Annotated in this window: 23 protein-coding genes and 1 tRNA gene; 18 read left to right on the forward strand and 6 right to left on the reverse strand. The window is 69.0% G+C overall.

From position 1 onward, the window contains the following. Nucleotides 1-10: 10 nt before the first annotated feature. Nucleotides 11-1,612 carry a malate synthase A gene (gene aceB, locus QF046_RS16265; protein ID WP_307372886.1) on the reverse strand — a complete coding sequence of 534 codons (1,602 nt, stop codon included), beginning with the start codon at nt 1,610-1,612 and terminating at the stop codon, nt 11-13. Nucleotides 1,613-1,842: 230 nt separating this feature from the next. Here aceB and QF046_RS16270 point away from each other — a divergent pair, with 230 nt between their 5' ends. Further along, on the forward strand, nt 1,843-3,294 hold the full coding sequence (locus tag QF046_RS16270) for a helix-turn-helix transcriptional regulator (protein WP_307371807.1): 1,452 nt from the start codon (nt 1,843-1,845) through the stop codon (nt 3,292-3,294). A 188-nt stretch (nt 3,295-3,482) separates the two neighbouring features. On the opposite strand, the gene QF046_RS16275 is transcribed toward QF046_RS16270, so the two are convergent. Next, nucleotides 3,483-4,049: a TetR/AcrR family transcriptional regulator gene (locus QF046_RS16275; RefSeq protein ID WP_307371810.1), complete on the reverse strand. Its 567-nt coding sequence runs from the start codon at nt 4,047-4,049 to the stop codon at nt 3,483-3,485. Between the two features lie 79 nt (nt 4,050-4,128). On the opposite strand from QF046_RS16275, the gene QF046_RS16280 reads away from it, so the two are divergent. Next, the gene (locus QF046_RS16280; protein ID WP_307371812.1) at nt 4,129-4,827 is read left to right on the forward strand and encodes an MBL fold metallo-hydrolase; all 699 of its coding nucleotides are present in this window, start codon (nt 4,129-4,131) and stop codon (nt 4,825-4,827) included. A gap of 81 nt (nt 4,828-4,908) precedes the next feature. Here QF046_RS16280 and QF046_RS16285 read toward each other — a convergent pair whose 3' ends face one another. Further along, complete coding sequence (locus QF046_RS16285; protein ID WP_307371814.1) at nt 4,909-6,438, reverse strand: PucR family transcriptional regulator; 1,530 nt, start codon at nt 6,436-6,438, stop codon at nt 4,909-4,911. Between the two features lie 95 nt (nt 6,439-6,533). Between QF046_RS16285 and gabT the strand changes: the two genes are divergently transcribed. From gabT to QF046_RS16345, 12 genes are all read left to right on the forward strand, one after another. Continuing rightward, entirely contained in the window at nt 6,534-7,898 is a 1,365-nt protein-coding gene (gabT, locus tag QF046_RS16290) for a 4-aminobutyrate--2-oxoglutarate transaminase (protein WP_307371818.1), read from the forward strand. A gap of 81 nt (nt 7,899-7,979) precedes the next feature. Continuing rightward, nucleotides 7,980-9,452: an NAD-dependent succinate-semialdehyde dehydrogenase gene (locus tag QF046_RS16295; protein ID WP_307371820.1), complete on the forward strand. Its 1,473-nt coding sequence runs from the start codon at nt 7,980-7,982 to the stop codon at nt 9,450-9,452. 93 nt (nt 9,453-9,545) lie between these two features. Next, complete coding sequence (locus QF046_RS16300; protein WP_307371822.1) at nt 9,546-10,907, forward strand: aldehyde dehydrogenase family protein; 1,362 nt, start codon at nt 9,546-9,548, stop codon at nt 10,905-10,907. A 167-nt stretch (nt 10,908-11,074) separates the two neighbouring features. Then, nucleotides 11,075-12,748, forward strand: a complete 1,674-nt coding sequence (gene poxB / locus QF046_RS16305; protein WP_307371823.1) for a ubiquinone-dependent pyruvate dehydrogenase — start codon at nt 11,075-11,077, stop codon at nt 12,746-12,748. Between the two features lie 163 nt (nt 12,749-12,911). Next, a tRNA-Trp gene (locus QF046_RS16310) sits at nt 12,912-12,984 on the forward strand. A 41-nt stretch (nt 12,985-13,025) separates the two neighbouring features. Continuing rightward, nucleotides 13,026-13,295, forward strand: a complete 270-nt coding sequence (gene secE / locus QF046_RS16315) for a preprotein translocase subunit SecE (protein ID WP_307371824.1) — start codon at nt 13,026-13,028, stop codon at nt 13,293-13,295. 42 nt (nt 13,296-13,337) lie between these two features. Then, entirely contained in the window at nt 13,338-14,438 is a 1,101-nt protein-coding gene (nusG, locus tag QF046_RS16320) for a transcription termination/antitermination protein NusG (protein ID WP_307371827.1), read from the forward strand. A gap of 210 nt (nt 14,439-14,648) precedes the next feature. Beyond that, the gene (gene rplK / locus QF046_RS16325) at nt 14,649-15,080 is read left to right on the forward strand and encodes a 50S ribosomal protein L11 (protein WP_307371829.1); all 432 of its coding nucleotides are present in this window, start codon (nt 14,649-14,651) and stop codon (nt 15,078-15,080) included. An 11-nt stretch (nt 15,081-15,091) separates the two neighbouring features. After that, nucleotides 15,092-15,781 (forward strand): 50S ribosomal protein L1, encoded by a 690-nt coding sequence (rplA, locus tag QF046_RS16330; protein ID WP_307371833.1) that lies wholly within the window; start codon nt 15,092-15,094, stop codon nt 15,779-15,781. 201 nt (nt 15,782-15,982) lie between these two features. Then, complete coding sequence (locus QF046_RS16335; RefSeq protein WP_307371835.1) at nt 15,983-16,792, forward strand: amino acid ABC transporter substrate-binding protein; 810 nt, start codon at nt 15,983-15,985, stop codon at nt 16,790-16,792. Between the two features lie 27 nt (nt 16,793-16,819). After that, nucleotides 16,820-17,482, forward strand: a complete 663-nt coding sequence (locus tag QF046_RS16340) for an amino acid ABC transporter permease (protein ID WP_307371837.1) — start codon at nt 16,820-16,822, stop codon at nt 17,480-17,482. Beyond that, complete coding sequence (locus QF046_RS16345; RefSeq protein WP_307371840.1) at nt 17,469-18,248, forward strand: amino acid ABC transporter ATP-binding protein; 780 nt, start codon at nt 17,469-17,471, stop codon at nt 18,246-18,248. The genes QF046_RS16340 and QF046_RS16345 overlap by 14 nt, the downstream gene beginning before the upstream one ends. Nucleotides 18,249-18,411: 163 nt before the next feature. On the opposite strand, the gene QF046_RS16350 is transcribed toward QF046_RS16345, so the two are convergent. Then, complete coding sequence (locus tag QF046_RS16350) at nt 18,412-19,092, reverse strand: LysE/ArgO family amino acid transporter (protein ID WP_307371843.1); 681 nt, start codon at nt 19,090-19,092, stop codon at nt 18,412-18,414. A 71-nt stretch (nt 19,093-19,163) separates the two neighbouring features. Between QF046_RS16350 and QF046_RS16355 the strand changes: the two genes are divergently transcribed. Beyond that, the gene (locus tag QF046_RS16355; protein WP_373425740.1) at nt 19,164-20,048 is read left to right on the forward strand and encodes a LysR family transcriptional regulator ArgP; all 885 of its coding nucleotides are present in this window, start codon (nt 19,164-19,166) and stop codon (nt 20,046-20,048) included. Between the two features lie 127 nt (nt 20,049-20,175). Here QF046_RS16355 and QF046_RS16360 read toward each other — a convergent pair whose 3' ends face one another. Next, on the reverse strand, nt 20,176-20,853 hold the full coding sequence (locus QF046_RS16360; RefSeq protein WP_307371847.1) for a YqaJ viral recombinase family protein: 678 nt from the start codon (nt 20,851-20,853) through the stop codon (nt 20,176-20,178). Between the two features lie 308 nt (nt 20,854-21,161). Between QF046_RS16360 and QF046_RS16365 the strand changes: the two genes are divergently transcribed. The 3 genes from QF046_RS16365 (at nt 21,162) to rplL (ending at nt 23,446) form a co-directional block, all read left to right on the forward strand. Further along, entirely contained in the window at nt 21,162-22,169 is a 1,008-nt protein-coding gene (locus tag QF046_RS16365) for a hypothetical protein (protein WP_307371849.1), read from the forward strand. Between the two features lie 359 nt (nt 22,170-22,528). Then, a complete protein-coding gene (rplJ, locus tag QF046_RS16370) occupies nt 22,529-23,017 on the forward strand; it encodes a 50S ribosomal protein L10 (protein ID WP_307371851.1) in 489 nt (162 codons plus the stop codon). Between the two features lie 48 nt (nt 23,018-23,065). Then, complete coding sequence (gene rplL, locus QF046_RS16375; RefSeq protein ID WP_307371853.1) at nt 23,066-23,446, forward strand: 50S ribosomal protein L7/L12; 381 nt, start codon at nt 23,066-23,068, stop codon at nt 23,444-23,446. A gap of 81 nt (nt 23,447-23,527) precedes the next feature. Here rplL and QF046_RS16380 read toward each other — a convergent pair whose 3' ends face one another. Further along, complete coding sequence (locus tag QF046_RS16380; protein WP_307371855.1) at nt 23,528-24,538, reverse strand: LacI family DNA-binding transcriptional regulator; 1,011 nt, start codon at nt 24,536-24,538, stop codon at nt 23,528-23,530. Nucleotides 24,539-24,741 lie beyond the last annotated feature (203 nt).

Here is a 24,741-nt window from a genome sequence, read left to right on the forward strand (position 1 = left end):
GGTGGGGGCGTCAGTCGTTCTCGGTGAGGAAGCGCGAGGCGGGCAGTGTCAGGAACGCCGGGAACTCGGGGCGCAGCGCCACCTCGCGGAACACCTCGGCAGCGGCGTCGAAGCGGTCGCCCTCGGTGCGCGGCGTCTGCGCGAGCATCTCGGCGATCACGCGCTCCACGTAGCCGGCGGTGATCAGGTCGCCCTCCTCGGTGCGGCGGTCCTGGTGGATCCACTGCCACACCTGCGAGCGGCTGATCTCGGCCGTCGCGGCGTCCTCCATCAGGTCGTCGATCGCCACGGCGCCCTGGCCGCGCAGCCAGGCCTCGAGGTAGCGGATCGCAACGGAGACGTTCTCGCGCACGCCCTTCTCTGTGATCGGGCGGCCGATGCGCAGATCGAGCAGCTGCTCGGCCGTCACCTCGACGTCGTCGCGCTGCCGGTCCAGCTGGTGCGGGCGCTCTCCCAGCACTGCGTCGAACTCGGCCTGCGCCGCGGGGATCAGGTCGGGGTGGGCGACCCAGGTGCCGTCGAAGCCGTCAGCGGCCTCGCGCTGCTTGTCAGCGGACACCTTCTGCAGTGCGCGCTCGGTCACCTCGGGGTCGCGCCGGTTCGGGATGAACGCGCTCATGCCGCCGATGGCATATGCCCCGCGCTTGTGGCAGGTCTTCACCAGCAGCTCGGTGTACGCCCGCATGAACGGCACCGTCATGGTGACCTCGCTGCGGTCGGGGAGCACGAAGCGGGCGCCCCGGCCGCGGTAGTTCTTGATGATCGAGAAGATGTAGTCCCAGCGGCCGGCGTTCAGGCCGGCGCAGTGGTCGCGCAGCTCGTAGAGGATCTCGTCCATCTCGAACGCGGCGGGCAGGGTCTCGATCAGCACGGTCGCGCGGATGGTGCCGTGCGGGATGCCGATGTACTCCTCGCTGAACGAGAAGACGTCGTTCCAGAGCCGAGCCTCCTCTGCGGACTCCAGCTTGGCGATGTAGAAGTACGGGCCGCGGCCGGCATCGATCAGCGCCTGCGCGTTGTGGAAGAAGTAGAGCCCGAAGTCGACCAGCGAGCCGGATGCCGAGAGCGTGCGCCCCGTGCGGTCGGTGAAGTCGATGTGCTTCTCGCCGAGGTGCCAGCCGCGCGGGCGCATCACGATCGTGGGAGTCCGCTCGGCGGTGACGCGGTACTCCTTGCCTTCCGGGCTGGTGAAAGACAGCTCGCCGCGGATGGCATCGCGCAGCGACAGCTGGCCGCCGATGACGTTGCGCCAGACGGGGCTGGTCGCGTCCTCCTGGTCGGCGAGCCACACGCGGGCACCGGAGTTCAGCGCGTTGATGGTCATCTTCGGGTCGGTGGGGCCGGTGATCTCCACGCGGCGGTCCTCCAGCCCCGGGCCTGCGCCGGCGACGCGCCAGTCGGCGTCCTCGCGGATGTGCGCGGTGTCCTCGCGGAAGCGCGGGTCGTGACCGTTGCCGATCTCGAAGCGGCGGCGCATCCGGTCGGCGAGGCGATCGTGGCGGCGTCCGGCGAAGCGGTGGTGCAGCTCGGTGAGGAAGGCGATCGCCTCGGGCGTGAGGATCTCGTCGAACCGGTCCTGCATCGGACCGGTGATGCGCAGAGCCGGGCCCATGCCGGCGACGGCGGTGCCGACGGCCTGGATCGGGGCTGTCTGAGACGCAGTGGGGATGCTCATGATCTTTCTCCTCCGTGAGTTGTCGGTCGGCACCGGATGTGTCGGCATTCGATGGTTCGCTGGGCCGGGGTGGCTTGCATCCACTCTGCGAGAAGTTCCGGCACACTCCTTGCCAAATTGGGAGAGAAGTTCGACAGAATTTCTGTTTTCGTGACAGAATCGCCCGCATGGTCGCCACCGATGCCCCAGAAGACACCGATGCCCTCACGATCGGGCGCCGCATCCGCCAGCTGCGCGCCGAGCGCGGGATGACGCTGGAGCAGCTCGCCGCGCTCATCGATCGCGCACCCAGCCAGGTCTCGATGATCGAGACGGGCAAGCGCGAGCCGAAGCTCACTCAGCTGCAGTCCATCGCCCGTGCGCTGGGGACGACGATCGATGCGCTGCTCGAGGGCGAGCCGCTCGACGAGCGCAGCACCATGGAGATCGCTCTGGAGCGCGCCATGAAGGGACAGACGTTCCAGGCGCTCGGCATCTCGCCGTTCCGGATCGCGAAGTCAGTGCCGTCCGAGGCGCTCACCGCCATGCTCGCCCTGCACGGCGAGATCGAGCGGCTCCGCGACGAGCGCGCCGCGACGCCCGAGGAAGCGCGCCGCGCGAACGTCGAGCTGCGTCATCTCATGCGCAGTCAGGACAACTACTTCGCCGACTTGGAGGCGAAGGCGGCGGAGATCCTCGCCGCGGTGAAGCATCCGGGCGGACCGCTGACCCAGCGCACGGCATCCGAGATCGCCGCCCACCTCGGCTTCACCCTGCACTACGCGCCCGACCTGCCCCAGACCACGCGCAGCGTCGCCGATCTCGCCAACGGCCGGCTGTACCTGTCCAGCAGCATCCCCGCCAAGGGCGACGCGCGCACGGCCGTGCTGCAGGCGCTGTCCAGTCGGATGCTCGGTCACGGCGAGCCGCGCAGCTACGCCGAATTCCTGCGCCAGCGGGTGGAGACCAACTACCTCACCGGCGCGCTGCTCGTTCCCGAGGCGCACGTGGTTCCCGTGCTGCAGGAGGCCAAGGCCCGCCGGGCGATCTCGATCGAGGATCTGCGCGATGCGTATTCGGTGTCGTACGAGACGGCCGCGCACCGCTTCACGAACCTCGCGACCCGGCACCTGGACATCCCCGTGCACTTCCTCAAGGTGCACGAGTCGGGCACGATCACCAAGGCGTACGAGAACGATGATGTGAACTTCCCGACCGACCGTCTCGGCTCCATCGAGGGGCAGATGTGCTGTCGCCGCTGGACGAGCCGGGAGGTGTTCGACGTCGAGGACCGCTTCAACCCGTACTACCAGTACACCGACACCGGCAACGGCACCTACTGGTGCACAGCCCGCGTGGAGCCGTCCAGTGAGGGACTGCACTCGGTGAGCGTCGGGGTGCGCTTCGACGACACCAGGTGGTTCGTCGGCCGCGACACGAACAACCGCGGGGTGTCGAAGCACTCCGTCGAGACATGCTGCCGCCGTGCGCCCGCCGAGCTGGAGCAGCGCTGGCGCGAGCAGTCCTGGCCGAACGTGCGCACCCCGCGCACACTGCTGGCCACGCTGCCGACCGGTTCGTTCCCCGGTGTCGACACGACGGACGTCTACGAGTTCCTCGAGGCGCACGCGCCGCGCTGAGTGCGTGAGCAGGCCGCGTGCGCTTCAACCGGCCATGTGCGCCACATGGTCGGATGCTCCGGTGCGGATCCGGCCATGTGCGCCACCTGATCGGAGGCGGGAATGTGCGCTTCCCGCGGGCGGATTCCGGGAGTAGGGCCGCGGGAGGCGCAGTTCTCCGCGCGACGTGCACGAGCGGGCGGCGCGTGTCAGCTGCCGCGCACGCCGATCGCGCGCAGCACGGCGTCGAGGCCGAACTCGAAGGCATCGTCCACGTCGCCGCCCAGCCGGAACGCGCCGGCCTGCTCCATGGTCGAGAAGCCGAAGATCCAGGCCGTGAGGGTGCGTGCCGCGGGCAGCGGGTCACCGGGGCTCGCGGCTTCCACAGCCGCCAGGAGGAGTCTCAGCAGGGGCTCCGAAGCGCTCGGGGAAGGTGCCGCCTCCTCGGAGGGGGCGGCGAACAGCAGCGCCGAGATGCGCGGCGCGGTCGCGGCGAACGCGCGCAGCGCGCGGGCGAGACGTGCGAGCACCTCACCCGGGTCGCCGTCGGGCTCCGGGATGCCGGCGAGGCCTGCGACCAGCTCGCGAGCGGCGTCATCCGCGGCCAGGCGCAGCAGATCGTGACGGTGCGCGGCGCGCTTGTACAGGCTCGGGGTGCGCATTCCGACGGCGCTCGCGACCGAGCTCATGGTGACGGCGTCGATGCCGTCATGCTCCGCGATGCGACGGATGGCGGCGATCAGCTCGTCCTGACTGACGCGCAGAGGTGCGGGCATGGGGTCGTCCTTCGTTCGCGGCTCCCCTCGATCATAAGGCTATTGACATTAGCCTTCAAGGCTATGTAGCGTAGCCGTCATGAATGCACAGCTCCTTCGGATCGGCGACGACCTGGTCGCCATGCATGCCGTGATCACCGATGACGGCATCACCCTGATCGATGCCGGACTCACCGGTGATCGCGCGGCCCTGCAACGGGCGCTGAGTGACGCAGGCAGAACCGTGTCCGACATCCGCGGCGTCGTGCTCACCCACGGCGACAGCGACCACATCGGCGTCGCCGAGTGGCTGCGCGGCGAGCACGGGGTACCCGTGCACGTGCACGAGGCCGACGCGGCGCGCGCCCGGGGAGAGGAGAAGTCGCATGCCCCGGGTGGGGCCTGGCGGCTCGGGGCCGTGCTGCGCTTCCTCGCCGTCACGCTCCGGCGCGGCGGCCTGCGCATCCGGGCCATCGGCGAGGTGCAGACGTTCCGTGACGGCGACGTGCTCGACCTGCCCGGCGCCCCGGAGATCATCGGACTGCCCGGTCACTCGCCGGGCTCCGTCGCCATCCGCGTGCCGGCCGTCGACGCGCTGTTCGTCGGCGATGCCATCACCACCCGCAACGTGCTCACCGGCGTCGACGCCGTCGCGATCGGCCCGTTCAGCGACGCGCCCGATCAGACGCCGGCGAGCCTGGAGCGCCTGCGCGAGCTGCCCGAGCAGCTGATCGTCCCCGGGCACGGGCCCCAGTTCGTCGGCACCGCCGCGCAGCTCCTCGACGCGCTCGTGATCTGACGCCTGCTGCGGCCCGCTCGCGGGTCGCAGATGGTCGCTTCAGAACCGCGGATGCGTCAAGGTGCACCCCGTGAGCGCCGCTCAGACCCCCGACCCCGCGGCGTGCAGCGCCGCCCACAGCTCGGCCCGCGCGGGGAACGACGACAGATCGGTCCCCAGCAGGGTGCCGGCGTGCGCCAGGCGGGTGCGCAGGGTGTGCCGGTGGATGCCGAGGGCCGCGGCGGTGTGCTCGCTGTGCGCGTCGTGCTCCAGCCACACACGCAGGGTCCGCGCCAGGTCGGCACCGGTCGCGGGGTCATCGGCATGCAGCGGGGCGAGGCGTGAACGCGCGAGCAGGCGGGCCTCCTCGGTGTCGAGCGCGTCCAGCACGCCGCCGGACGTCGCATCGGCGTACCGCGTCACGCCCGCACCGCCCCGCCGCAGCGCGGTGAGCGCCTGGGCGTGCGCGCGCGAGAAGGCGGCGTAGTCCACGGCATCCGACACCCCGATCCGCAGCGCGAACCGACCCGCGAGTCGATCCAGCATCCCGGCCTGCGAGGCTCCGACGCACATCACGAGCACCTCGGGGCTCTCGGCGACGAAGGCGCCGCCGTCCAGGCGGTCCCACCAGTCGATCACCGTGCCGGGGCGGTCCGTCTCGGCGACCGCCACCACGACAGGGGCGGGCGGAAGCGATCCGAGCACGCGCCGAGCGGGCGCCGGATCGTCGGTGAGCAGCGTGCTGAGCACCTGAGTGCGCAGGCGGCGCCGCGCCCGGGCCAGCTGCTCATTCTGCTCCAGAGCCAGACCGGCCATCGCGATCACCGAGCTGACCACCGCCCTGGTCTCGGGGTCCAGCGCGGCCGCGGCGATCGCGAGTGCGCCGCGCAGCTGTCCGGTGCGCCCCAGCGTGAAGATCGTGAACGCCTCCGTGCCGTCCTCGACGGTGCGGCTCGCCGAGCCTCCGCGGCCGAGCAGTGCGGCCACTTCGCCGGCGACGGCATCCGTCTGCTCCGAATCGGACGACGGATGCTGATGCGCGAGTGCTCCGCTCGCATCGAACAGGCCCACCCAGCATCCGAGCCGGCGGGACAGCTCCGACAGGGCCGACTCGAGTCCGCGTGGCCGCAGCGCGGCGACCGCCAGTGCGCGATGCGCCTCCAGTGCCCAGGTGCGTCGGGCGTAGGCATGCGCGGCGATCGCGCCGGCGTGCACGCGCGCGATCGCCAGGAACGGGATGTCGTAGGGCACCTCGAACAGGGCGAGGCCGATCTCGGTGCATGCGGCGATGAGCTCGTCGGGCACGCCCTGCCGGTGCACGCCTGAACCGAACCCGAGGGCCAGCACGCCTCGGCGGACGAGCCGGGCGACGTAATCCGCCGCGGCCCTCTCGTCATGGTCGCCCAACTGCGAGCCGGTGGTCAGCAGCAGGAGCCCGTCGGAGAGGAACGGGGTCGGATCGACGAGATCCGAGTTGTGCACCCACTGCACCTCCTTGTCCAGGACGCCTGTGTCCAGAACGCCCCGGTCCCGCGCATCCGACTCCAGCGCATCCTCGGGGGTGACCAGCGAGAGCCGAAGCTCGGCGTGACTCAGCAGGGTGCGCAGGGTTGGTGCAGCAGACGGTTCCACGGCGCCACCTCCTCTTGTACAACTCGGCGGATTCTGCACTTCGATTGTACGACGCGGCGAAAGACTTCGCCGGGCGGGCGACGTAGCCTCGCCTCATGACCCTCATCGACGAGACCACCTCGATCCCCGTCGGCGGACCCACCCTCGAGCAGGTCCGTCGCATCGTCACCCCGCTGCCCGGCCCGCGCTCGGCGGAGATCCTCGCCCGCAAGTCGGATGCCGTCGCCTCCGGCGTCGCGCACTCCATGCCCGTCTCCGTCGTCGCCGCAGGCGGTGGCGTGATCCTCGACGCCGATGGCAACTCGCTCATCGACCTGGGCTCCGGCATCGCCGTGACGAGCGTCGGCAACGCGCACCCGAAGGTCGCCGCGGCGATCGCCGCCCAGGCCGCGCAGTTCACGCACACCTGCTTCATGGTCTCGCCCTACGAGTCGTACGTCGAGGTCGCCGAGGCGCTGAACCGCCTCACCCCTGGCACCTTCGCCAAGAAGACCGCCCTGTTCAATTCGGGTGCCGAGGCCGTCGAGAACGCGATCAAGATCGCCCGCAAGCACACCGGTCGACCGGCCGTCGTCGCCTTCGACCACGGCTACCACGGCCGCACCAATCTGACCATGGCGCTGACCGCCAAGGCGATGCCGTACAAGGCCGGCTTCGGCCCGTTCGCACCCGAGGTCTACCGCGTCCCCGCCTCGTACCCCTACCGCGACGGACTCAGCGGAGCCGAAGCCGCGCAGCGCGCCATCACCCTCATCGAGAAGCAGATCGGCGCCGACAGCCTGGCCGCCGTGATCATCGAGCCGATCCAGGGCGAGGGCGGCTTCATCGTCCCCGCCGACGGCTTCCTCGACGCGATCGTTGCCTGGTGCCGCGCCAACGGCGTCGTCTTCATCGCCGATGAGGTGCAGACCGGCTTCGCCCGCACGGGTGCGATGTTCGCCAGTGAGATCTTCGGCATCGAGCCCGACCTCGTCACCACCGCCAAGGGCATCGCCGCCGGCCTCCCGCTCGCCGGTGTCACCGGCCGCGCCGAGATCATGGACGCCGCCCACGCCGGCGGCCTGGGCGGCACGTACGGCGGCAACCCCGTCGCGTGCGCCGCCGCGCTGGCCGCCATCGACGCGTTCGAGAACGACGGACTCGTCGAGCGGGCGCAGCGGATCGGCGCGATCCTGCGCGACCGGCTGACCGCGATCCAGGCATCCGATCCCCGCATCGGCGAGGTGCGCGGACACGGCGCCATGATGGCCGCCGAGTTCGTCGACCCCGCCACCGGCGCTCCGGATGCCGCCCTCACCGGCGCCGTCGCCAAGGCGGCCATCGCCGAGGGCGTCGTCGTGCTCACCTGCGGCACGTTCGGCAACGTCATCCGCTTCCTCCCGCCGCTGTCCATCGGCGACGACCTGCTGAACGAGGGCCTCGACGTGATCGCCGCCGCCCTCGCGAACGCCCGCCCCTAGACCGTCGGCCGCGATCCCGGTCGGGGGATCTCGGATCGCGGCCGACAACCTCTCCACCCCTCTTCAGAATCGAGACGGATCATGAGCACACTCGCATCGAACGAGCAGGAACTGCTGGCACGCGTCCCGGGCGGCCTCTTCATCGGCGGAAAGTGGACCGATGCCGAGGAGAAGCGCACCTTCGACGTGCGCGACCCCGCGACCGGCGACGTGATCGCATCGATCGCCGATGCCACGCCGGCCGACGGCATCCGCGCCCTCGACGCCGCGGTCGCCGTCCAGCAGGAGTGGGCGGCCACGCCGCCGCGCACCCGCAGCGACATCCTCCGCCGCGCCTTCGATCTGGTGCAGGCGCACAAGGAGGACCTGGCGCTGCTGATGACCCTCGAGATGGGAAAGCCGCTGGCCGAGTCCCGTGGTGAGGTCGTCTACGGCGGGGAGTTCCTGCGCTGGTTCAGCGAAGAGGCCGTGCGCATCGACGGGCGCTACGGCAGCAATCCCGAGGGCACCGGCCACATGGTCGTCTCGCAGCGCCCGGTGGGTCCCTCGTTCTTCATCACGCCGTGGAACTTCCCGTTCGCGATGGCGACGCGCAAGATCGCGCCGGCGCTCGCCGCGGGCTGCACGGTGGTCGTGAAGCCCCCGGCACTGACGCCGCTGACGACCATCTTCTTCGCGAAGCTGCTGGAAGAGGCCGGCCTGCCCGCCGGTGTCGTCAACGTCGTGCAGACCTCGCGCTCGAGCGCCCTGTCGGCACCGGTCATCGCCGACCCCCGGCTGCGCAAGCTGTCGTTCACCGGATCGACCGAGGTGGGCCGCAAGCTCATCGCGCAGGCCGCCGACGGCATCCTGCGCGTGTCGATGGAGCTGGGCGGCAACGCGCCCTTCGTCGTGTTCGAGGATGCCGACCTGGACAAGGCCGTCGACGGCGCGATGCTCGCGAAGTTCCGCAACATCGGCCAGGCATGCACGGCCGCCAACCGCTTCATCGTGCACGAGGCGGTGGCGGAGGAGTTCGCGAGCCGGGTGGCCGAGCGGGTGAAGGCCATGAAGATCGGTCGAGGCACCGAGGACGACGTGACCATCGGCCCCCTGATTGACGCGGATGCCGTCAGCAAGGCGCAGCAGCTCGTCGGCGACGCCGTCGACCGCGGGGCACGTCTTCTCGCCGGCGGCAACGCGCTGGAGGGTGCGGGCACCTTCTACGAGCCGACCGTCATCACCGACGTCGCGGCCGGCAGCGACATCCTGCGCGAGGAGATCTTCGGACCGGTGCTCGCCATCGCGACCTTCGCCGATGAGGCAGAGGCCGTGCGGCTGGCCAACGACACCGAGTACGGCCTGGTGTCGTACGTGTTCACCGAGGACCTCGGACGCGGGCACCGCATGATCGAGGCGCTGGAGACCGGCATGATGGGCCTGAACGTCGGCGTCGTCTCCAATGCGGCCGCTCCGTTCGGCGGTGTCAAGCAGTCCGGTGTCGGCCGCGAGGGCGGCGCCGAGGGCATCCACGAGTACCTGTCCACGAAGTACACCCTGATCCCCAACTCCTGACCGCAAAGCCCGTCTATGTGGCGCAAACCGCCCCATTCGTCGCCGAAACCGGGCGGTTTGCGCCATATGGACGGGTCTGAGAGAGGAACCGACATGACCGACTACGCCGTCATCAACCCGGCCACCGGCGAGACCCTCGCCACGTACGACACCTTCACGGATGCGCAGATCGAGGATGCCGTGGCACGCGCGGCGTCCGCTGCTGTCACGTGGGCGGCGACCCCGCCCGCCGACCGTGCGGTCATCATCCGCCGCATCGCCGAGCTGCACCGCTCGCGCAAGGACGAGCTGGGCGCGATCATCGTGCGCGAGATGGGCAAGCCGATCGCCGCGGCCGTGGGCGAGGTGGAGTTCGCCGCCGACATCATCGAGTTCTATGCCGACAACATCGACAAGATCACCGCCGACCAGCCGCTGGACATCCTCGGCGACGGCACCGCGGTCGTGCGCCGCGCCCCGCTGGGCGCGCTGCTCGGGATCATGCCGTGGAACTTCCCGGCCTACCAGGTGGCGCGCTTCGCAGCGCCGAACCTGGCCATCGGCAACACGATCATCCTCAAGCACGCACCGCAGTGCCCGGAGTCTGCTGCGGCACTCGAGGCGATCTACCGCGACGCCGGGCTGCCCGACGGCGGGTACGTCAACGTGTACGCCACGAACGAGCAGGCGGCGACGATCATCGCCGACGCGCGCGTGCACGGCGTCTCGGTCACCGGCTCCGAGCGTGCCGGTGCGGCTGTCGCGGAGGTCGCCGGGCGCAACCTGAAGAAGGTGGCGCTGGAGCTGGGCGGGTCCGACCCGTTCATCGTGCTGTCCACCGACGACATGGATGCCGTGGTGCAGAGCGCGGTCGATGCGCGGCTGGACAACAACGGACAGTCCTGCAACGGCGCGAAGCGCTTCATCGTGATCGACGGCCTGTACGACGAGTTCGCGACCAAGTTCGTCGCCGGGCTGTCGGCGGTCTCGGCGCAGGACCCTACGCGAGAGGAGACCGTGCTCGGCCCTCTCTCGTCGGAGGAGGCGGCCGCGCGACTGCAGGATCAGATCGACCACGCGCTCGCGCAGGGGGCGACGCTGCTGACCGGAGGCACGCGACAGGGGACGTTCTTCGCCCCGACCGTGCTCGCCGACGTCACGCCGGAGATGGACGTGTACCGCGAGGAGCTGTTCGGCCCCGCCGCGGTCGTCTACCGCGTGGCCGACGAGGAAGCTGCCGTCGCACTCGCGAATGACACCTCGTTCGGCCTCGGCTCGTACGTCTTCACGACGGATGCCGAGCAGGCGGAGCGCGTGGCGGACGGCATCGACGCCGGCATGGTCTACGTGAACCTCGTGCTGGCGGACAGCCCCGAGCTGCCCTTCGGCGGTGTCAAGCGCAGCGGCACCTCGCGGGAGCTGGGACTGCTCGCCGCCGACGAGTTCGTGAACAAGAAGCTCATCCGCAAGGGCTGAGCGGGCGGCCGTGCTCGGCGAGCTCAGTCTCCTCCGCGAGCCACTGAGCAATCCGCGAGGCCACCAGGCAGATCACCGCGATCTGCTTGGTGGCTCGGCGTTTCGATGGTCGCTCGGCAGCGGAGGAGACCCCGCCGCCCCACCACCGGCAGGCATAGGCTCGAGCCATGGTCACTGTTGCTGAGAACATGGTCCACGCGCTCCGAGCCAACGGCATCGATCGCGTCTACGGCATCCCGGGCGATTCGCTGAACGGGTTCACCGACGCCCTCCGCAAGGACGGAACGATCCGCTGGGTGCACGTCCGCCACGAGGAATCGGCGGCGTTCGCCGCGGCGGCGGATGCTGCGCTCACCGGCGAGCTCGCGGTCGTCGCGGGGTCCTGCGGGCCGGGCAACCTGCATCTGATCAACGGCCTCTACGACGCGAACCGCTCGCGTGTGCCCGTGCTGGCGATCGCCGCGCACATCCCCACGGTCGAGATCGGCACGGGCTACTTCCAGGAGACGCATCCGCAGGAGCTGTTCCGCGAATCCAGCGTCTACGTCGAGTACGTCGCCGACGCCTCGCAGATGCCGCGCCTGATGGAGATCGCCATGCGCGCGGCCATCGAGAAGCGCGGCGTCGCCGTGCTCGTCATCCCGCGCACCCGCCCGGTCATCGTCCCGCGCGGCGACGAGCTCGCACAGGCGGCGACCCTTCTGAACGCCGCGAAGAAGGTGACGATCCTCGCCGGCGCCGGTGTCGAAGGCGCCCACGACGAGGTGATCGCCCTCGCCGACCGACTCGGCGCGCCCATCGTGCACGCGCTGCGCGGCAAGGAGCACATCGAATACGACAACCCGTTCGACGTCGGCATGACCGGGCTGCTGGGCTTCGCGTCCGGCTTCCGCGCCATGGACGACGCGGACACCCTGCTCATCCTCGGCTCCGACTTCCCGTACACGCAGTTCTACCCCGACGGCGCGACGACGATCCAGGTCGACATCCGCGGCGAGCAGCTCGGCAAGCGGCATCCGCTCGACCTCGGGCTGGTCGGCGATGTGAGGGCGACGGCGGATGCCCTGCTGCCGCGGCTCCAGGAGAAGTCCGACCGCTCCCACCTCGACGACGCCACCCAGCACTACCGGAAGACTCGAGCGAAGCTCGACGACCTCGCGGTGAAGGCACGCGGCAGGGCGCCCATCCATCCGCAGTACCTCGCGCGGCTGATCGACGAGGCCGCAGCATCCGACGCGATCTTCACGGCCGATGTCGGCTCTCCCACCGTGTGGGCCGCGCGCTACTTCACCATGACTGAGAAGCGCCGCCTGATCGGCTCCTTCAACCACGGCTCGATGGCCAACGCGATCATGCACGCGATCGGTGCGCAGGTGGCGCGTCCTGATCAGCAGGTGATCGCCCTGGCCGGCGACGGGGGACTGGCGATGATGCTCGGCGAGCTCATCACGATCACCCAGAACAAACTGCCGGTGAAGACCATCGTCGTGAACAACTCCTCGCTCAACTTCGTCGAGCTGGAGATGAAGGCCGCCGGCTTCGTCACCTACGGCACGGATCTGCACAACCCCGACTTCGCCGCGGTCGCTCAGGCTCTCGGCATCTTCGCCCGTCGCGTGGAGCGCTCGGAGGATCTGCTGGATGCCGTGGCCGAGGTGCTCGCGCACGACGGCCCGGCGCTGCTCGATGTCGTCACCGAGCGTCAGGAGCTGTCGATGCCGCCGTCGATCAGCGCCGAGCAGGTGAAGGGCTTCGCGCTCTACGCCATCCGCACGGTGATGTCCGGGCGTGGGGACGAGCTGCTCGATCTGGCGCGCGCGAACTGGCGACAGCTCTTCTGAGTGCTTCTGTTCGGGGGCGGATCGACGCCCGCGACTCACGCGGGAGTCGGCTCGGTTCGGCCGGAGGGATCGGATGCCGTACACTTGAGGGGCAGTTGTCTGCATCATTCACTGTGCCTTCACCGGCGCGATGGAATGCGGACCCAGAGGCCATCCGGTCTCTAGGGCGGTAGCTCAATTGGCAGAGCAGCGGTCTCCAAAACCGCAGGTTGCAGGTTCGATTCCTGTCCGCCCTGCGCGTCAGCGCACAAGCTGACTCACGAAAGGTGCTTGCACGATGGATCAGGACGACGTTCGCGGCGATATCGTCGCAGCAGGATCGTACTCCCTGCGTGACAAGCAGCTGGGCTTCTTCGGTCGCATCGTGCTGTTCCTCCGTCAGGTGATCAGCGAACTGCGCAAGGTCATCACGCCGACCCGCAAGGAGCTCATCAAGTTCACCGTCGTTGTACTGGTGTTCGTGGTGATCGTGATGGCCCTGGTATACGGCCTCGACTCGCTCTTCGGCTACGTGAGCCACCTCGTGTTCGGGGTTCCCGGCAGCTGACGCACCCGCGACTGACGGTCGCAGTGAACGGAAAGAATCAACGTGTCTGAACGATATTCCGACGACGCAGACTGGGCGACCGCCGCTGAGCAGTCCAGCGAAGAGGATGAGGCCCAGGAGGGCAGCATCCTCGCCGAGCAGGAGAGGTCGGCCGCTTCGGCCGAGCACGTCGCCCTGCACGTCGAGGACGAGGACGGCTCTGAAGAAGAGTATGCAGACGACACGAACGACATCGACATCGAAGACCCGGAGGCGGACGCGATCGTGAACGACGCTCTCAACCTGGACGAAGCGGCTGAGTCAGAGGCAGCCGCCGAGGTCCTCAACGACGCTGTGGCGGAAGACACCGCCGAGGCACAGGCTGCCGCAGCAGAAGAAGTGACCCCCTACGACGGTCCCGACGTCGGAGCTGCTGAAGAGCAGGACGAGGACGCGGATGCCGACGAGGCTCCCGCGGATGCGGACGCCACGGACGAGGCATCCGCCGATGAGGTCTCCGCCGATGAGGAGCCTGCCGAGGAGGACCCGTACGAGGCCTTCCGGATGGACCTGCGGATGCTCCCCGGCAAGTGGTACGTCATCCACTCCTACGCCGGTTTCGAGCGCAAGGTGAAGGCCAACATCGAGCAGCGCAAGTCGACGCTCGAGGTCGAGGACGAGATCTACCAGATCGAGGTCCCGATGGAGGACGTCGTCGAGATCAAGAACGGCCAGCGCAAGATGGTCACCCGCGTGCGCATCCCGGGCTACGTGCTCGTGCGCATGGAGCTCAACGAGGACACCTGGTCCGTCGTGCGCCACACCCCGGGTGTCACCGGCTTCGTGGGCAACGCCCACAACCCGACCCCGCTGCGCTTCGAAGAGGCCTTCAACATGCTGAAGGCGCTCGTCGAGGTCAAGGACGTCCCCACCGCGAAGTCCATCGCCGCCAAGGGCGGCGTCGCCGTCGCCCGTCCGATGGCCGCGGAGATCGACTTCGAGGTCGGCGAGACCATCACCATCAAGGAAGGCTCGTTCGCGGGTCTTCCCGGCACGATCAGCGAGATCAACCCCGCCAGCGGCAAGCTCACCGTGCTCGTCTCGCTCTTCGAGCGCGAGACCCCGGTCGAGCTGTCGTTCGAGCAGGTCACCAAGATGCTCTGACGCTTCCGCGTCTGCAGAACGGCCGTCCCATCCGGGGCGGCCGTTCTGCTCTGCCCGGGTGGATGCCGGTCCCGGCATCGGATCCGATCAGGTAGACTTGGCTGGTTTGTGCGCGAGCACGAACCGCACCGCGCCTCGGAGATGCCGAGGAAGCGGGAGAGAGCGCTGAGCCTGTCGAAGGGCCAGCGCAGCTCGATGAAAGGAAAGAGAATGGCACCCAAGAAGAAGGTGACCGGCCTGATCAAGCTCCAGATCAACGCCGGTGCAGCCAACCCGGCGCCGCCGATCGGCCCCGCGCTCGGTCAGCACGGCGTCAACATCATGGAGTTCTGCAAGGCGTACAACGCGGCGACCGAGTCGCAGCGCGGCAACGTCATCCCCGTCGAGATCACCGTCTACGAGGACCGCAGCTTCACGTTCATCCTGAAGACCCCGCCGGCAGCAGAGCTGATCAAGAAGGCGGCTGGCGTGCCCAAGGGCTCCGCCACCCCGCACACCGTCAAGGTCGCGAAGATCACGGCCGAGCAGGTCCGTCAGATCGCCGAGCAGAAGCAGGCCGACCTGAACGCGAACGACATCGACGCCGCGTCGAAGATCATCGCCGGAACCGCCCGTTCCATGGGCATCACGGTCGAGGGCTGAGGGAGATAACAATGGCTACCAAGTCCAAGGCATACCAGGCTGCCGTCGCGAAGATCGAGGCAGACCGTTTCTACACCCCGACCGAGGCAGTCGCCCTCGCGAAGGAGACCGGGTCGGCGAAGTTCGACTCGACCGTCGAGGTCGCGCTGAAGCTCGCCGTCGACCCCCGCAAGGCAGACCAGATGGTGCGCGGCACCGTCATGCTGCCGCACGGCACGGGCAAGACCGCCCGCGTCATCGTCTTCGCCAACGGCCCGGCTGCTGAGGCCGCCATCGCCGCAGGCGCCGACGAGGTCGGCAGCACCGAGCTGATCGAGAAGGTCGCCGGCGGCTGGACCGACTTCGACGCAGCCGTCTCGACCCCTGAGCTCATGGGCCAGGTCGGTCGTCTCGGCAAGGTGCTCGGCCCGCGCGGTCTGATGCCGAACCCGAAGACCGGCACCGTGACTCCGAACCCGGCCAAGGCCGTCGAGGAGATCAAGGGCGGAAAGATCGAGTTCCGCGTCGACAAGCACGCCAACGTGCACTTCATCGTCGGCAAGGCATCGTTCTCGTCCGAGCAGCTGGACGAGAACATCTCGGCCGCTCTCGAGGAGATCGTGCGCCTGAAGCCGTCGAGCTCGAAGGGCCGTTACATCCAGAAGGGTGTCGTGTCGACCACATTCGGCCCCGGCATCCCGCTGGACGTCAACACCATCTGAGGCTGACTCACGAAGAGGCCCCCGCTCCGGCGGGGGCCTCTTCGCGTCCGCATCCACCTTGCCGACGGAGCGTCATCCGGCGTCACGCGAGGCCGATACGCAGCCGCCGAGCGTACTGTGAAGAAGGCGCCGCAGCGCGGCTGCGTGCGCCCCGCTCTCACCCCGAGCATCCCGAATCCACCCCAGGAGGGTCACCCCGTCATGTCCCGTCGTCTCCTCACCGTCGCAGCCATCGTGATCGCCGCATCCGCGCTCACCGCCTGCTCCGCCTCCAGCACTCCGGCCCAGACCGGCAGCAGCTCCGGCCCCGACTACGGGCTGGTCAAGGACGGCACGCTGACCGTCGCGACCGAGGGCACCTACCGCCCCTTCAGCTTCCACGCCGACGGCGGCACGGGAGACCTCACCGGGTTCGACGTGGACATCATCACGGCGGTCGCCGAGAAGCTCGATCTGAAGGTCGAGTTCCAGGAGACGCAGTGGGATGCCATCTTCGCCGGCCTCGACGCCGGCCGCTTCGACGTGATCGCCAACCAGGTGACGATCAACGACGAGCGCTCCGCGAAGTACCTCTTCAGCGAGCCGTACACGGTCTCGCCGGGCGTCATCGTCGTCGACGCGAAGGACGACTCGATCAGCTCCTTCGCCGACCTCAAGGGCAAGACGACCGCGCAGTCGCTGACGAGCAACTGGAACGATCTCGCCGTGCAGTCCGGCGCGAAGGTCGAGGGCGTCGAAGGCTGGGCGCAGGCCGTCGCCCTGCTGCGTCAGGGTCGCGTGGACGCGACCGTCAACGACAAGCTCACCTTCCTCGACTACGAGAAGACCGACGGCCCGACCGGCCTGAAGATCGCGGCTGAGACCGAGGATGCCGGCAAGCAGGCCTTCGCGTTCGCCAAGGGCAGGACGGCCCTGGTCACGGCGATCGACGGAGCGCTGGACGAGCTGCGTGCCGACGGCACGCTCGCGAAGATCAGCGACAAGTACTTCGGCGACGACGTCACCGAGTAAGACGTCACGGAGTAAGGTGACTCCTCGATGGACGCCTGGCAGCTCTTCCTGAACTCACTCGGGCCGATCGCGCTCGGGGGCCTGCTGGGCACCATCCCGCTCGCGCTCGCCTCCTTCGCCGTTGGCCTCGTCATCGCGATCGTCATCGCGCTGATGCGGATCTCCATGCGGCCGGTGGTATCCGGGATCGCGCGGTTCTACATCTCGGTCATCCGCGGCACGCCACTGCTCGTGCAGCTGTTCGTGATCTTCTACGGGATGCCTGCACTGGGCATCGTCATCGACCCGTGGCCGAGCGCGATCGTGGCGCTCTCGCTGAACGTCGGCGGGTACGGAGCCGAGATCGTGCGTGCGGCGATCCTCTCGGTGCCCAAGGGGCAGTGGGAGGCCGCCTACACCGTGGGCATGAGCCGCACCCACACGTTGACCCGCGTCATCCTGCCTCAGGCGGCACGGGTGTCGGTGCCTCCACTGTCGAACACGTTCATCTCGCTGGTGAAGGACACCTCGCTGGCCTCCACGATCCTCGTGACGGAGCTGTTCCGACGCGCGGAGCAGATCGCGGCGTCGTCGTATCAGGTGATGGTCGTGTACCTCACCGCCGCCCTGGTCTACTGGGTGATCTGCCTCGTGCTCGCGATGGGGCAGAGCGCCCTGGAGAGAAGGCTCGATCGCCATGTCGCCCACTGAACCCACCCGGCTCCTGACCGCCACGCAGCTGCACAAGAGCTTCGGCGCGCACGAGGTGCTGCGCGGCATCGACCTCACCCTGCATCGCGGCGAGGTGGTCGTGCTGATCGGACCGAGCGGCTCGGGCAAGACGACGGTGCTGCGCTCGCTCAACGGCCTGGAGACGCCCGACGGCGGATCCATCGTGCTCGACGGCGGCCCGGAGATCGACTTCTCCGCGTCCGTGACGCAGAAGCAGCGCTTCGCGCTCCGCGACCGCTCGGCGATGGTCTTCCAGAACCACAACCTCTTCCCGCATTTCTCCGTGCTCGAGAACGTGATCGAAGGGCCATGGCGCGTGCAGGGACGGCCCAAGGACGAGGTCGTCGACGAGGCCAGGTCGCTGCTCGCCCGCGTCGGACTCGACGGCAGGGAGAACGCCCGTCCGCACGAGCTCTCCGGCGGCCAGCAGCAGCGCGTGGGAATCGTCCGCGCGCTCGCCCTCCACCCCGATCTGCTCCTTTTCGACGAGCCCACCAGCGCGCTGGACCCGGAACTGGTCGGCGACGTGCTCATGGTGATCAAGGAGCTCGCCGACGAGGGATGGAGCATGGTGGTCGTCACGCACGAGCTCAGCTTCGCGCGCGAGGCCGCTGACCGGGTGCTCTTCATGGACGACGGTGTCGTCGTCGAGGAGGGCGTGCCGGCCCAGATGTTCAGCGCTCCGCGCGAGGAGCGCACGCAGCGGTTCCTGACCAGGATCCTGCGCCCGCTCGACGGAGCCTGACTCGCGCGGGGCCCGAGTAGTGCGGAGGCCGAAGCCGGGCGGATGCCGAAGCCGGGCGGATGCCGAAGCCGGGCGGATGCCGAAGTCGGGCGGATGCCGAAGTCGGGCGGATGCCGAAGTCGGGCGGATGCCGAAGCCGGGCGGACGCTGAGTCGCGCGGGCGCTATGCCGTGAGGACCGGGAGTACCAGCCCCACGGCGAGCCCGATCATGACGATCGCGATGCCCGCGTCGAGGATCCGCCAGGCTCGCGGCGTGCGCAGCCAGCGCCCGAGATGCCGGGCGCCGAAGCCGAGGCCGGCGAACCACAGGCAGCTGGCGAGCACGGCGCCCGCGGCGAAGAGCCAGCGTGCGTCTCCGTGCGTGGCGGCGACGGATCCGAGCATGAGCACGGTGTCGAGATACACGTGCGGGTTGAGCCAGGTCAGGGCGAGTGTCGTGGCGATGACGGGCACGAGACGGGTCGTCGGGGCGACGTCGGTCAGGGTGCCGGTGGCGCGTGCCGACGCGTCATTGCGGACCGGTGCACCGGTCCGCGTCGTGTCGTCGACGCGAAGCGCATCCTCCCCGCGCCAGGCGCGCCGGGCCGCCAGCAGGCCGTAGCCCAGGAGGAAGAGCGCGCCCGCCCAGCGCGCGGCCACGATGAGCCACGGCGCGCGTTCGACGAGGAACCCGAGCCCGGCGACGCCCACGAGGATGAGGACGGCGTCGGAGAGGGCGCAGATCACCACGACCGGCAGCACGTGCTCGCGCCGCAGACCCTGTCGCAGCACGAACACGTTCTGCGCGCCGATCGCGACGATGAGCGAGAGGCCGAGGCCGAGGCCGGCGAGGAAGGTGAGCATGGCATCCACGCTAGAGCCCGACAGTCATGAGAGCCAGCGATGATAACTGCATCAGCATTAGCATGGCTTATGTGAAGATCGACGCCCAGCTCGCCGCCACCGTCGCCGCAGCCGTCGACGAGGGCAGCTTCGACGCCGCGGCGCGCCGGCTGCACATCACCCCGTCTGCGGTGAGCCAGCGCATCAAAGCGGTGGAGCAGCAGCTCGGCCGGGTCGTCGTGGTGCGCTCCCGCCCGGTGCGGGCCACGGAAGCCGGCGAGGCGCTGGTGCGACTGGCACGTCAGGTGGAGCTGCTCGAGCACGACGCGGTCGCCGCGTTCGGCCTGGGCGATGCCGACGGCACGGCGCGTCGCATCCGCGTTCCTCTCGCCGTCAACGCCGACTCCATGGCCACCTGGTTCCTCGCGCCCATCGCGCGCGTGGCGCGGCAGCATCCGGTCGACGTCGATCTGCACCGCGACGATCAGAACTACACCGCGCGCCTCCTCGAGTCGGGGGAGGTGATGGCGGCGGTGACGAGCGAGTCGGAGCCCGTCGGCGGCAGCCTGGTCACACCACTCGGGGTGCTCGAGTACCGGCCGATGGCAGCGTCTGACTACATGGAGCGCTGGTTCGGCTCGGGCGTCACCGAGGATGCGCTGCGCGTCGCGCCGTTCGTGGATTTCGACAGGCGGGACACCCTGCAGCACGACTGGCTGCGCGGCAGGGGCGTGGACCCCTGGGCGGTGCCGCGGCACTACGTGCCGGCATCCCATGACTTCTCGCTCGCGGTGCGGCTGGGGCTCGGTTGGGGGCTCATCCCCGTGCCGCAGGCCACGGACGAGCTGATCGATCTGGGCGGTCCGCCGACCCGGGTGCCGCTGTACTGGCAGCAGTGGAATCTGCGCTCGCCGCTGCTGGACGCCATCGCCGACGAGGTGGCCTCCGAGGCCCGCGGCGTGCTCGCGCCGCTCTGACCCCACGTCCTACCCCCCCCACCCACGCCCGTCGAGAGCACGGGACCTCGCCGAGAGTACGGGACCTTCGCGCGAACAAGCCGTGCAGTCGGCGAGATGCCGTGCAGTCGGCGTCGAGCGGCGGGAGTCAGTCCGAGAGCGCCAGCGCGCGGAACATGTCGCGCTCGCGCAGCGAAGTGCGTCCGCCGGGTGCGAGGGGGCCGCGGGACGGCGGCTGCTCGCCGGTGGTGCGGTGGTAGAGCTCGTCGATCAGGCGGTTGGCCAGGCCCACCAGCCGGCCGATCTGCTTGTCATCGCGGTCGATCCACACGCTCTTGGGCTCGTCGTGGATCGGCTGGAAGTCGACGTGCTCCTCCCAGACGAACAGGGTGCGCTCGGCGCCGAGCACGTGCTGCTGCCACCAGACCTGACGCAGATAGGTGCGGGGGATCGTCCGCCAGGACTTGTTGGTCGTCTTGATCTCGGCGAGAAGGACGTGGCCGCTGTCGTCGACGCACACGCCGTCGGGTGTGGCGAGGTGGCGCTTCTCGACCTCGGCGCAGAACAGTGCGGAAGAGGGGAGGATGCCGTGGGTCGCGGCCACCCAGGCGGCGATCTCGGGCTCGCGGCGCCGCCCGTGGTCGGTGTATGCGTTGCCGCCGAAGCGCGGACCGTGCCCGAGCTTGGCATCCGCCGCCCGTGCGATGGACGACTCACCCGACAGCCCGGCGACGTCCGTCGCGGTGATCCCGCGGGCGCGAGCGCGAAGCCATGCGACCCGGTCGCTGGAGTCCGCGATGATGCGCGCTGCCAGTTCCGGGGTCACCCTTCGACCCTAACCCCGCAGCGCCCCGACCCACCCCGCACACGCCGCTCCCCAGCATCCGCCGGGCACCACTCCCTCTCCGTCGAGAGCACGGGACCTCGCCGAGTACACGGAAAGTTCACGCGAATAAGCCGTGCACTCGGCGAGATGTGGTGCCGTCGACGAATCAGGCGTGGGTCTGGGGTGGGCGGGGCGGGGCGGGGACAGCGGATGCTGAATCGGCCTGCACAATTCGGGGAGGCGGCGGGTTGTGCACAGATCGTGGGAATCGGGGATGTCGGGGATGCAGTTGCGACGGAGCATGGGGCATGCTCATCGACTCGGACACGCGCCTGCACTCCAGCATCGGCTCCTCACCTCACCTCGAGCACCTCGTGCGCTCCCGGGAGGACCTCATCCTCAACGGCTGGACCGATCGCGCGATCGCCGCGGCCGTCCGGGGGAAAGCCATGATACATATGAGGCGCGGCTGGTACATCGATGCGGAGGAGTATCGCAGGCTGACGCCGGAGCAGCAGCATCGCACGCGGGTCATCGCCGTCGCGCGCGACTCCGAGACTGGTGCGCCCATGTCGCACACATCGGCGGGCGTGCTCTGGCGACTGCCGTTCTATCGCATCGAGTTCACCAGAGTGCACATGACCACCGACGTTCCGCGTCGGATCTCCAGCGCACCCGACGTCCTGCGTCACGTCGCCCCGCTCCCGGCCGAGGATGTGGTCGTCATCGACGGCATCCGCTGCACGAGCCTCGCCCGCACGGTGTTCGATCTGTGTCGGACGTTGCCGCTCGAAGCATCCGTCGCCGTGGCTGATGCTGCCGAGCGGCTGATGGGAGAGCGCATCCGGGAATGGGATCTCGATGCGATCGAGTCGTGGCGAGCTGGCCTGCAGCAGCGTCTTGATGGTGCGGTGGGTGCGCGTGGCGTCAGACAGGCACGATGGGTGGCGGACTTCGCGGACGGACGCGCGCAGTTGCCGGGCGAGAGCGTCAGCAGGCTGCAGCTGCGCCGACTCGGCTTCGCCCCGCCGGAGTTGCAGGTTCCCGTTCCGGGGCCGGCGGGAGCGATGTACTTCGTCGACTTCGGCCTGGATGATGCGCATGCTTTCGGTGAGTTCGACGGCAAGGGCAAGTACCTCGACGTGGCGATGCGATCCGGCAAGACGATCGAACAGGTCATGCTCGATGAGAAGGAGCGCGAGGACTGGATCCGCGGCACCACCCGTCGTCCTTTTGCGCGCTGGGGTTCCACCCACATCCGCACGGCTCCGGACCTGGCCACGCGTCTTGCCGCCTTCCACATCACCCCTCCCTGAGCGCACTTCTCTGCCACGCTTCCCGCTGAGAGCACGGGACCTCGCCGAGCGCACGGAAGCTTCACGCGAACAAGCCGTGCTTTCGGCGAGATGTCGTGCTCTCGACGGGATGGGTAGGAGGATTTGGGAGTCGCGGGGGGATGCCGTAGAGTGGGGGCAACCGAAGACCGCCGGTCGTCGTCGTGTGCGAGCATGACGATCGAAGCACTGCTCAGCAGGGGCCCGCGCAGGTGTCATAGAGACTTTCTCCTGAGAAAACTTGCTCCGTGCGCTTGCGCCGGAGCTTTTTTGTTGCCGTGGTGGGTGGTCCACGTCGATGTCACGCAGCCGCGTGGCATCCGTACACGTAAGGAGTGACCATGGCGCAGAAGGATGCAACGGTTGCCGAGCTCACGAAGTCATTCGAGAGCTCGAACGCCGTCCTGCTGACCGAGTACCGCGGTCTGACGGTTGCCCAGCTCAAGCAGCTGCGCAACGACATCCGTCAGGACGCGGAATACGCCGTGGTGAAGAACACGCTGACCAAGATCGCCGCGAACAACGCGGGGATCACGACGCTGGACGACGACCTCAAGGGTCCGTCGGCCGTCGCGTTCGTGCACGGTGACTTCGTCGCCACTGCCAAGGCTATGCGTGACTTCGCCAAGGCCAACCCGCTTCTCGTGATCAAGGGCGGCGTCTTCGAGGGCAAGACCCTCGACGCCGACGAGGTCGACAAGTACGCCTCGCTCGAGAGCCGTGAGGTTCTGCTGGCGAAGGCTGCGGGCATGATGAAGGCGACGATGGGCAAGGCTGCCGCGACCATCGACGCACTTCGCGAAAAGCTGGAGACCGCCGAGGCCGCGTGAGCGACCGGCGTTCTTTCTCAACAAACCCCATTCATTAGGAGATAAATCATGGCGAAGCTCACCACTGAGGAACTGCTTGAGCAGTTCTCCGGCCTGACCCTTGTCGAGCTCAGCGAGTTCGTGAAGGCGTTCGAGGAGAAGTTCGACGTCACCGCTGCCGCCCCCGTCGCCGTTGCCGGCGCCGCTGGTGCAGGTGCCGCTGAGGCCGAGGAGGAGAAGGACTCGTTCGACGTCATCCTCGAGGCTGCCGGCGAGAAGAAGATCCAGGTCATCAAGGCCGTCCGCGAGCTCACCTCGCTGGGCCTCGGCGAGGCCAAGGCCGTCGTCGACGGTGCTCCCAAGGCCGTCCTCGAGGGCGCCAACAAGGAGGCCGCAGAGAAGGCCAAGGAGGTCCTCGAGGCCGCTGGCGCTTCGGTGACCCTCAAGTAATCCACGCGTCATCGCGTACAGAAGGCCCCGGGATCCGTCCCGGGGCCTTCTGCTGTCCCGGGCGCCCGGCGTCCGTCGTCGCTAAGCCCGCGGCACCGCCGTGGAGGCGCGCATCACCAGCGCCGACGGCAGCACCTCGCGCGCGGGCGGGGCATCCGGCGCGGCCATCCGCCTCATCAACAGCTGCACGGCGGCCAGCCCCTGCGCGCGCGGTTGCTGCCTCACCGTGGTCAGGGTGAACATCTCCGCCTGCTCGTGGTCGTCGATGCCGACGATGCTGAGCTCCGACGGCACGGACAGGCCCAATCTGCGCGCTGCCACAATGCCGCCGATCGCGGCCTCGTCGCACACCGCGACGAAGGCCGTCGGCCGATTCTGACGGTCTCCCAGCATCCGCACCCCCGCCGCGTATCCGCCCGGGATGGTGGGGCTGCCATGCGCGTGGCGGATGTGCGCCCCGAGACCGGCGCTCGTCATCGCCGCACGGTACCCGGCGTGGCGCAGACCGTCGCCGAAGGCGTGCGTGGCGGCATCCTCCCGGCCGCCGAGGAAGGCGATGTCGTGATGCCCGAGGTCGATGAGGTGCTCGGTGGCGATGCGGGCGGCAGCCTCGTCGTCGATCGAGACGGCGCTGACTCCCTGGCTGTAGGCGCCCACGCACACGAGCGGCGAGCCCACGTGCACCAGACGCTCCAGTTCGGCGGCCAGTGGCTGGATGCCGACGCCGATGATGCCGTCCAGGCGCCGCCCTGGCAGCACCTCCTCGAAGAGCCTGGCGCGCTCGGCGGACTCCTCCTGCACGCCGTAGAGGACCAGGTCGTGGCCGGACGCCAGCAGGCCCTCCTGGATGCCGCTGAGCAGCTCCGCGAAGTACCACCGGTGCAGGGAGGGCATGATGACGCCGACCGACAGCGATCGTCCGGTGGCGAGACTCATGGCCGAGGAGTGCGCGACGTAGGAGAGCTCGGCCGCGGCCGCCCGTACGCGCTCCCGGGTGTCTTCGGCGACATAGCCGCCGCCACTCAGCGCGCGACTGGCTGTGGCTTTGGACACGCCGGCGCGCGCGGCGACATCGGCGATCGTGGTCATCATTCCTCCGGTGTGGGCAATCGACAGCGTAGCGGGGTCCGAAGTCGAAGGGAACCGGTTCCACACGATACTATCTGGGAGCGCTCCCACGAATCGCATCACGTCTCCACAACGGTTGTGCAGATGTTGCTGCGTGGCGTTGTGTGGGGGTGCCCAGGGCAAGTAGGTTGTCCTGGAATCGGTTCCTCACATGCTGCGGAGATCGC

The organism is Microbacterium sp. W4I4, from assembly GCF_030816235.1.
GTDB lineage: Bacteria > Actinomycetota > Actinomycetes > Actinomycetales > Microbacteriaceae > Microbacterium.

What these genes read in the sequence shown, in the direction of transcription:
- rplJ (WP_307371851.1), top strand. Translation starts at nt 22,529, where the DNA reads ATGGCGCAGAAGGATGCAACGGTTGCCGAGCTCACGAAGTCATTCGAG.
- QF046_RS16350 (WP_307371843.1), bottom strand. Translation starts at nt 19,092, where the DNA reads ATGCTCACCTTCCTCGCCGGCCTCGGCCTCGGCCTCTCGCTCATCGTC.
- rplA (WP_307371833.1), top strand. Translation starts at nt 15,092, where the DNA reads ATGGCTACCAAGTCCAAGGCATACCAGGCTGCCGTCGCGAAGATCGAG.
- QF046_RS16280 (WP_307371812.1), top strand. Translation starts at nt 4,129, where the DNA reads ATGAATGCACAGCTCCTTCGGATCGGCGACGACCTGGTCGCCATGCAT.
- QF046_RS16335 (WP_307371835.1), top strand. Translation starts at nt 15,983, where the DNA reads ATGTCCCGTCGTCTCCTCACCGTCGCAGCCATCGTGATCGCCGCATCC.
- aceB (WP_307372886.1), bottom strand. Translation starts at nt 1,612, where the DNA reads ATGGGCCCGGCTCTGCGCATCACCGGTCCGATGCAGGACCGGTTCGAC.
- QF046_RS16340 (WP_307371837.1), top strand. Translation starts at nt 16,820, where the DNA reads ATGGACGCCTGGCAGCTCTTCCTGAACTCACTCGGGCCGATCGCGCTC.
- QF046_RS16365 (WP_307371849.1), top strand. Translation starts at nt 21,162, where the DNA reads ATGCTCATCGACTCGGACACGCGCCTGCACTCCAGCATCGGCTCCTCA.
- QF046_RS16380 (WP_307371855.1), bottom strand. Translation starts at nt 24,538, where the DNA reads ATGATGACCACGATCGCCGATGTCGCCGCGCGCGCCGGCGTGTCCAAA.
- QF046_RS16295 (WP_307371820.1), top strand. Translation starts at nt 7,980, where the DNA reads ATGAGCACACTCGCATCGAACGAGCAGGAACTGCTGGCACGCGTCCCG.
- QF046_RS16270 (WP_307371807.1), top strand. Translation starts at nt 1,843, where the DNA reads ATGGTCGCCACCGATGCCCCAGAAGACACCGATGCCCTCACGATCGGG.
- gabT (WP_307371818.1), top strand. Translation starts at nt 6,534, where the DNA reads ATGACCCTCATCGACGAGACCACCTCGATCCCCGTCGGCGGACCCACC.
- QF046_RS16345 (WP_307371840.1), top strand. Translation starts at nt 17,469, where the DNA reads ATGTCGCCCACTGAACCCACCCGGCTCCTGACCGCCACGCAGCTGCAC.
- secE (WP_307371824.1), top strand. Translation starts at nt 13,026, where the DNA reads ATGGATCAGGACGACGTTCGCGGCGATATCGTCGCAGCAGGATCGTAC.
- rplL (WP_307371853.1), top strand. Translation starts at nt 23,066, where the DNA reads ATGGCGAAGCTCACCACTGAGGAACTGCTTGAGCAGTTCTCCGGCCTG.
- poxB (WP_307371823.1), top strand. Translation starts at nt 11,075, where the DNA reads ATGGTCACTGTTGCTGAGAACATGGTCCACGCGCTCCGAGCCAACGGC.
- QF046_RS16300 (WP_307371822.1), top strand. Translation starts at nt 9,546, where the DNA reads ATGACCGACTACGCCGTCATCAACCCGGCCACCGGCGAGACCCTCGCC.
- rplK (WP_307371829.1), top strand. Translation starts at nt 14,649, where the DNA reads ATGGCACCCAAGAAGAAGGTGACCGGCCTGATCAAGCTCCAGATCAAC.
- QF046_RS16275 (WP_307371810.1), bottom strand. Translation starts at nt 4,049, where the DNA reads ATGCCCGCACCTCTGCGCGTCAGTCAGGACGAGCTGATCGCCGCCATC.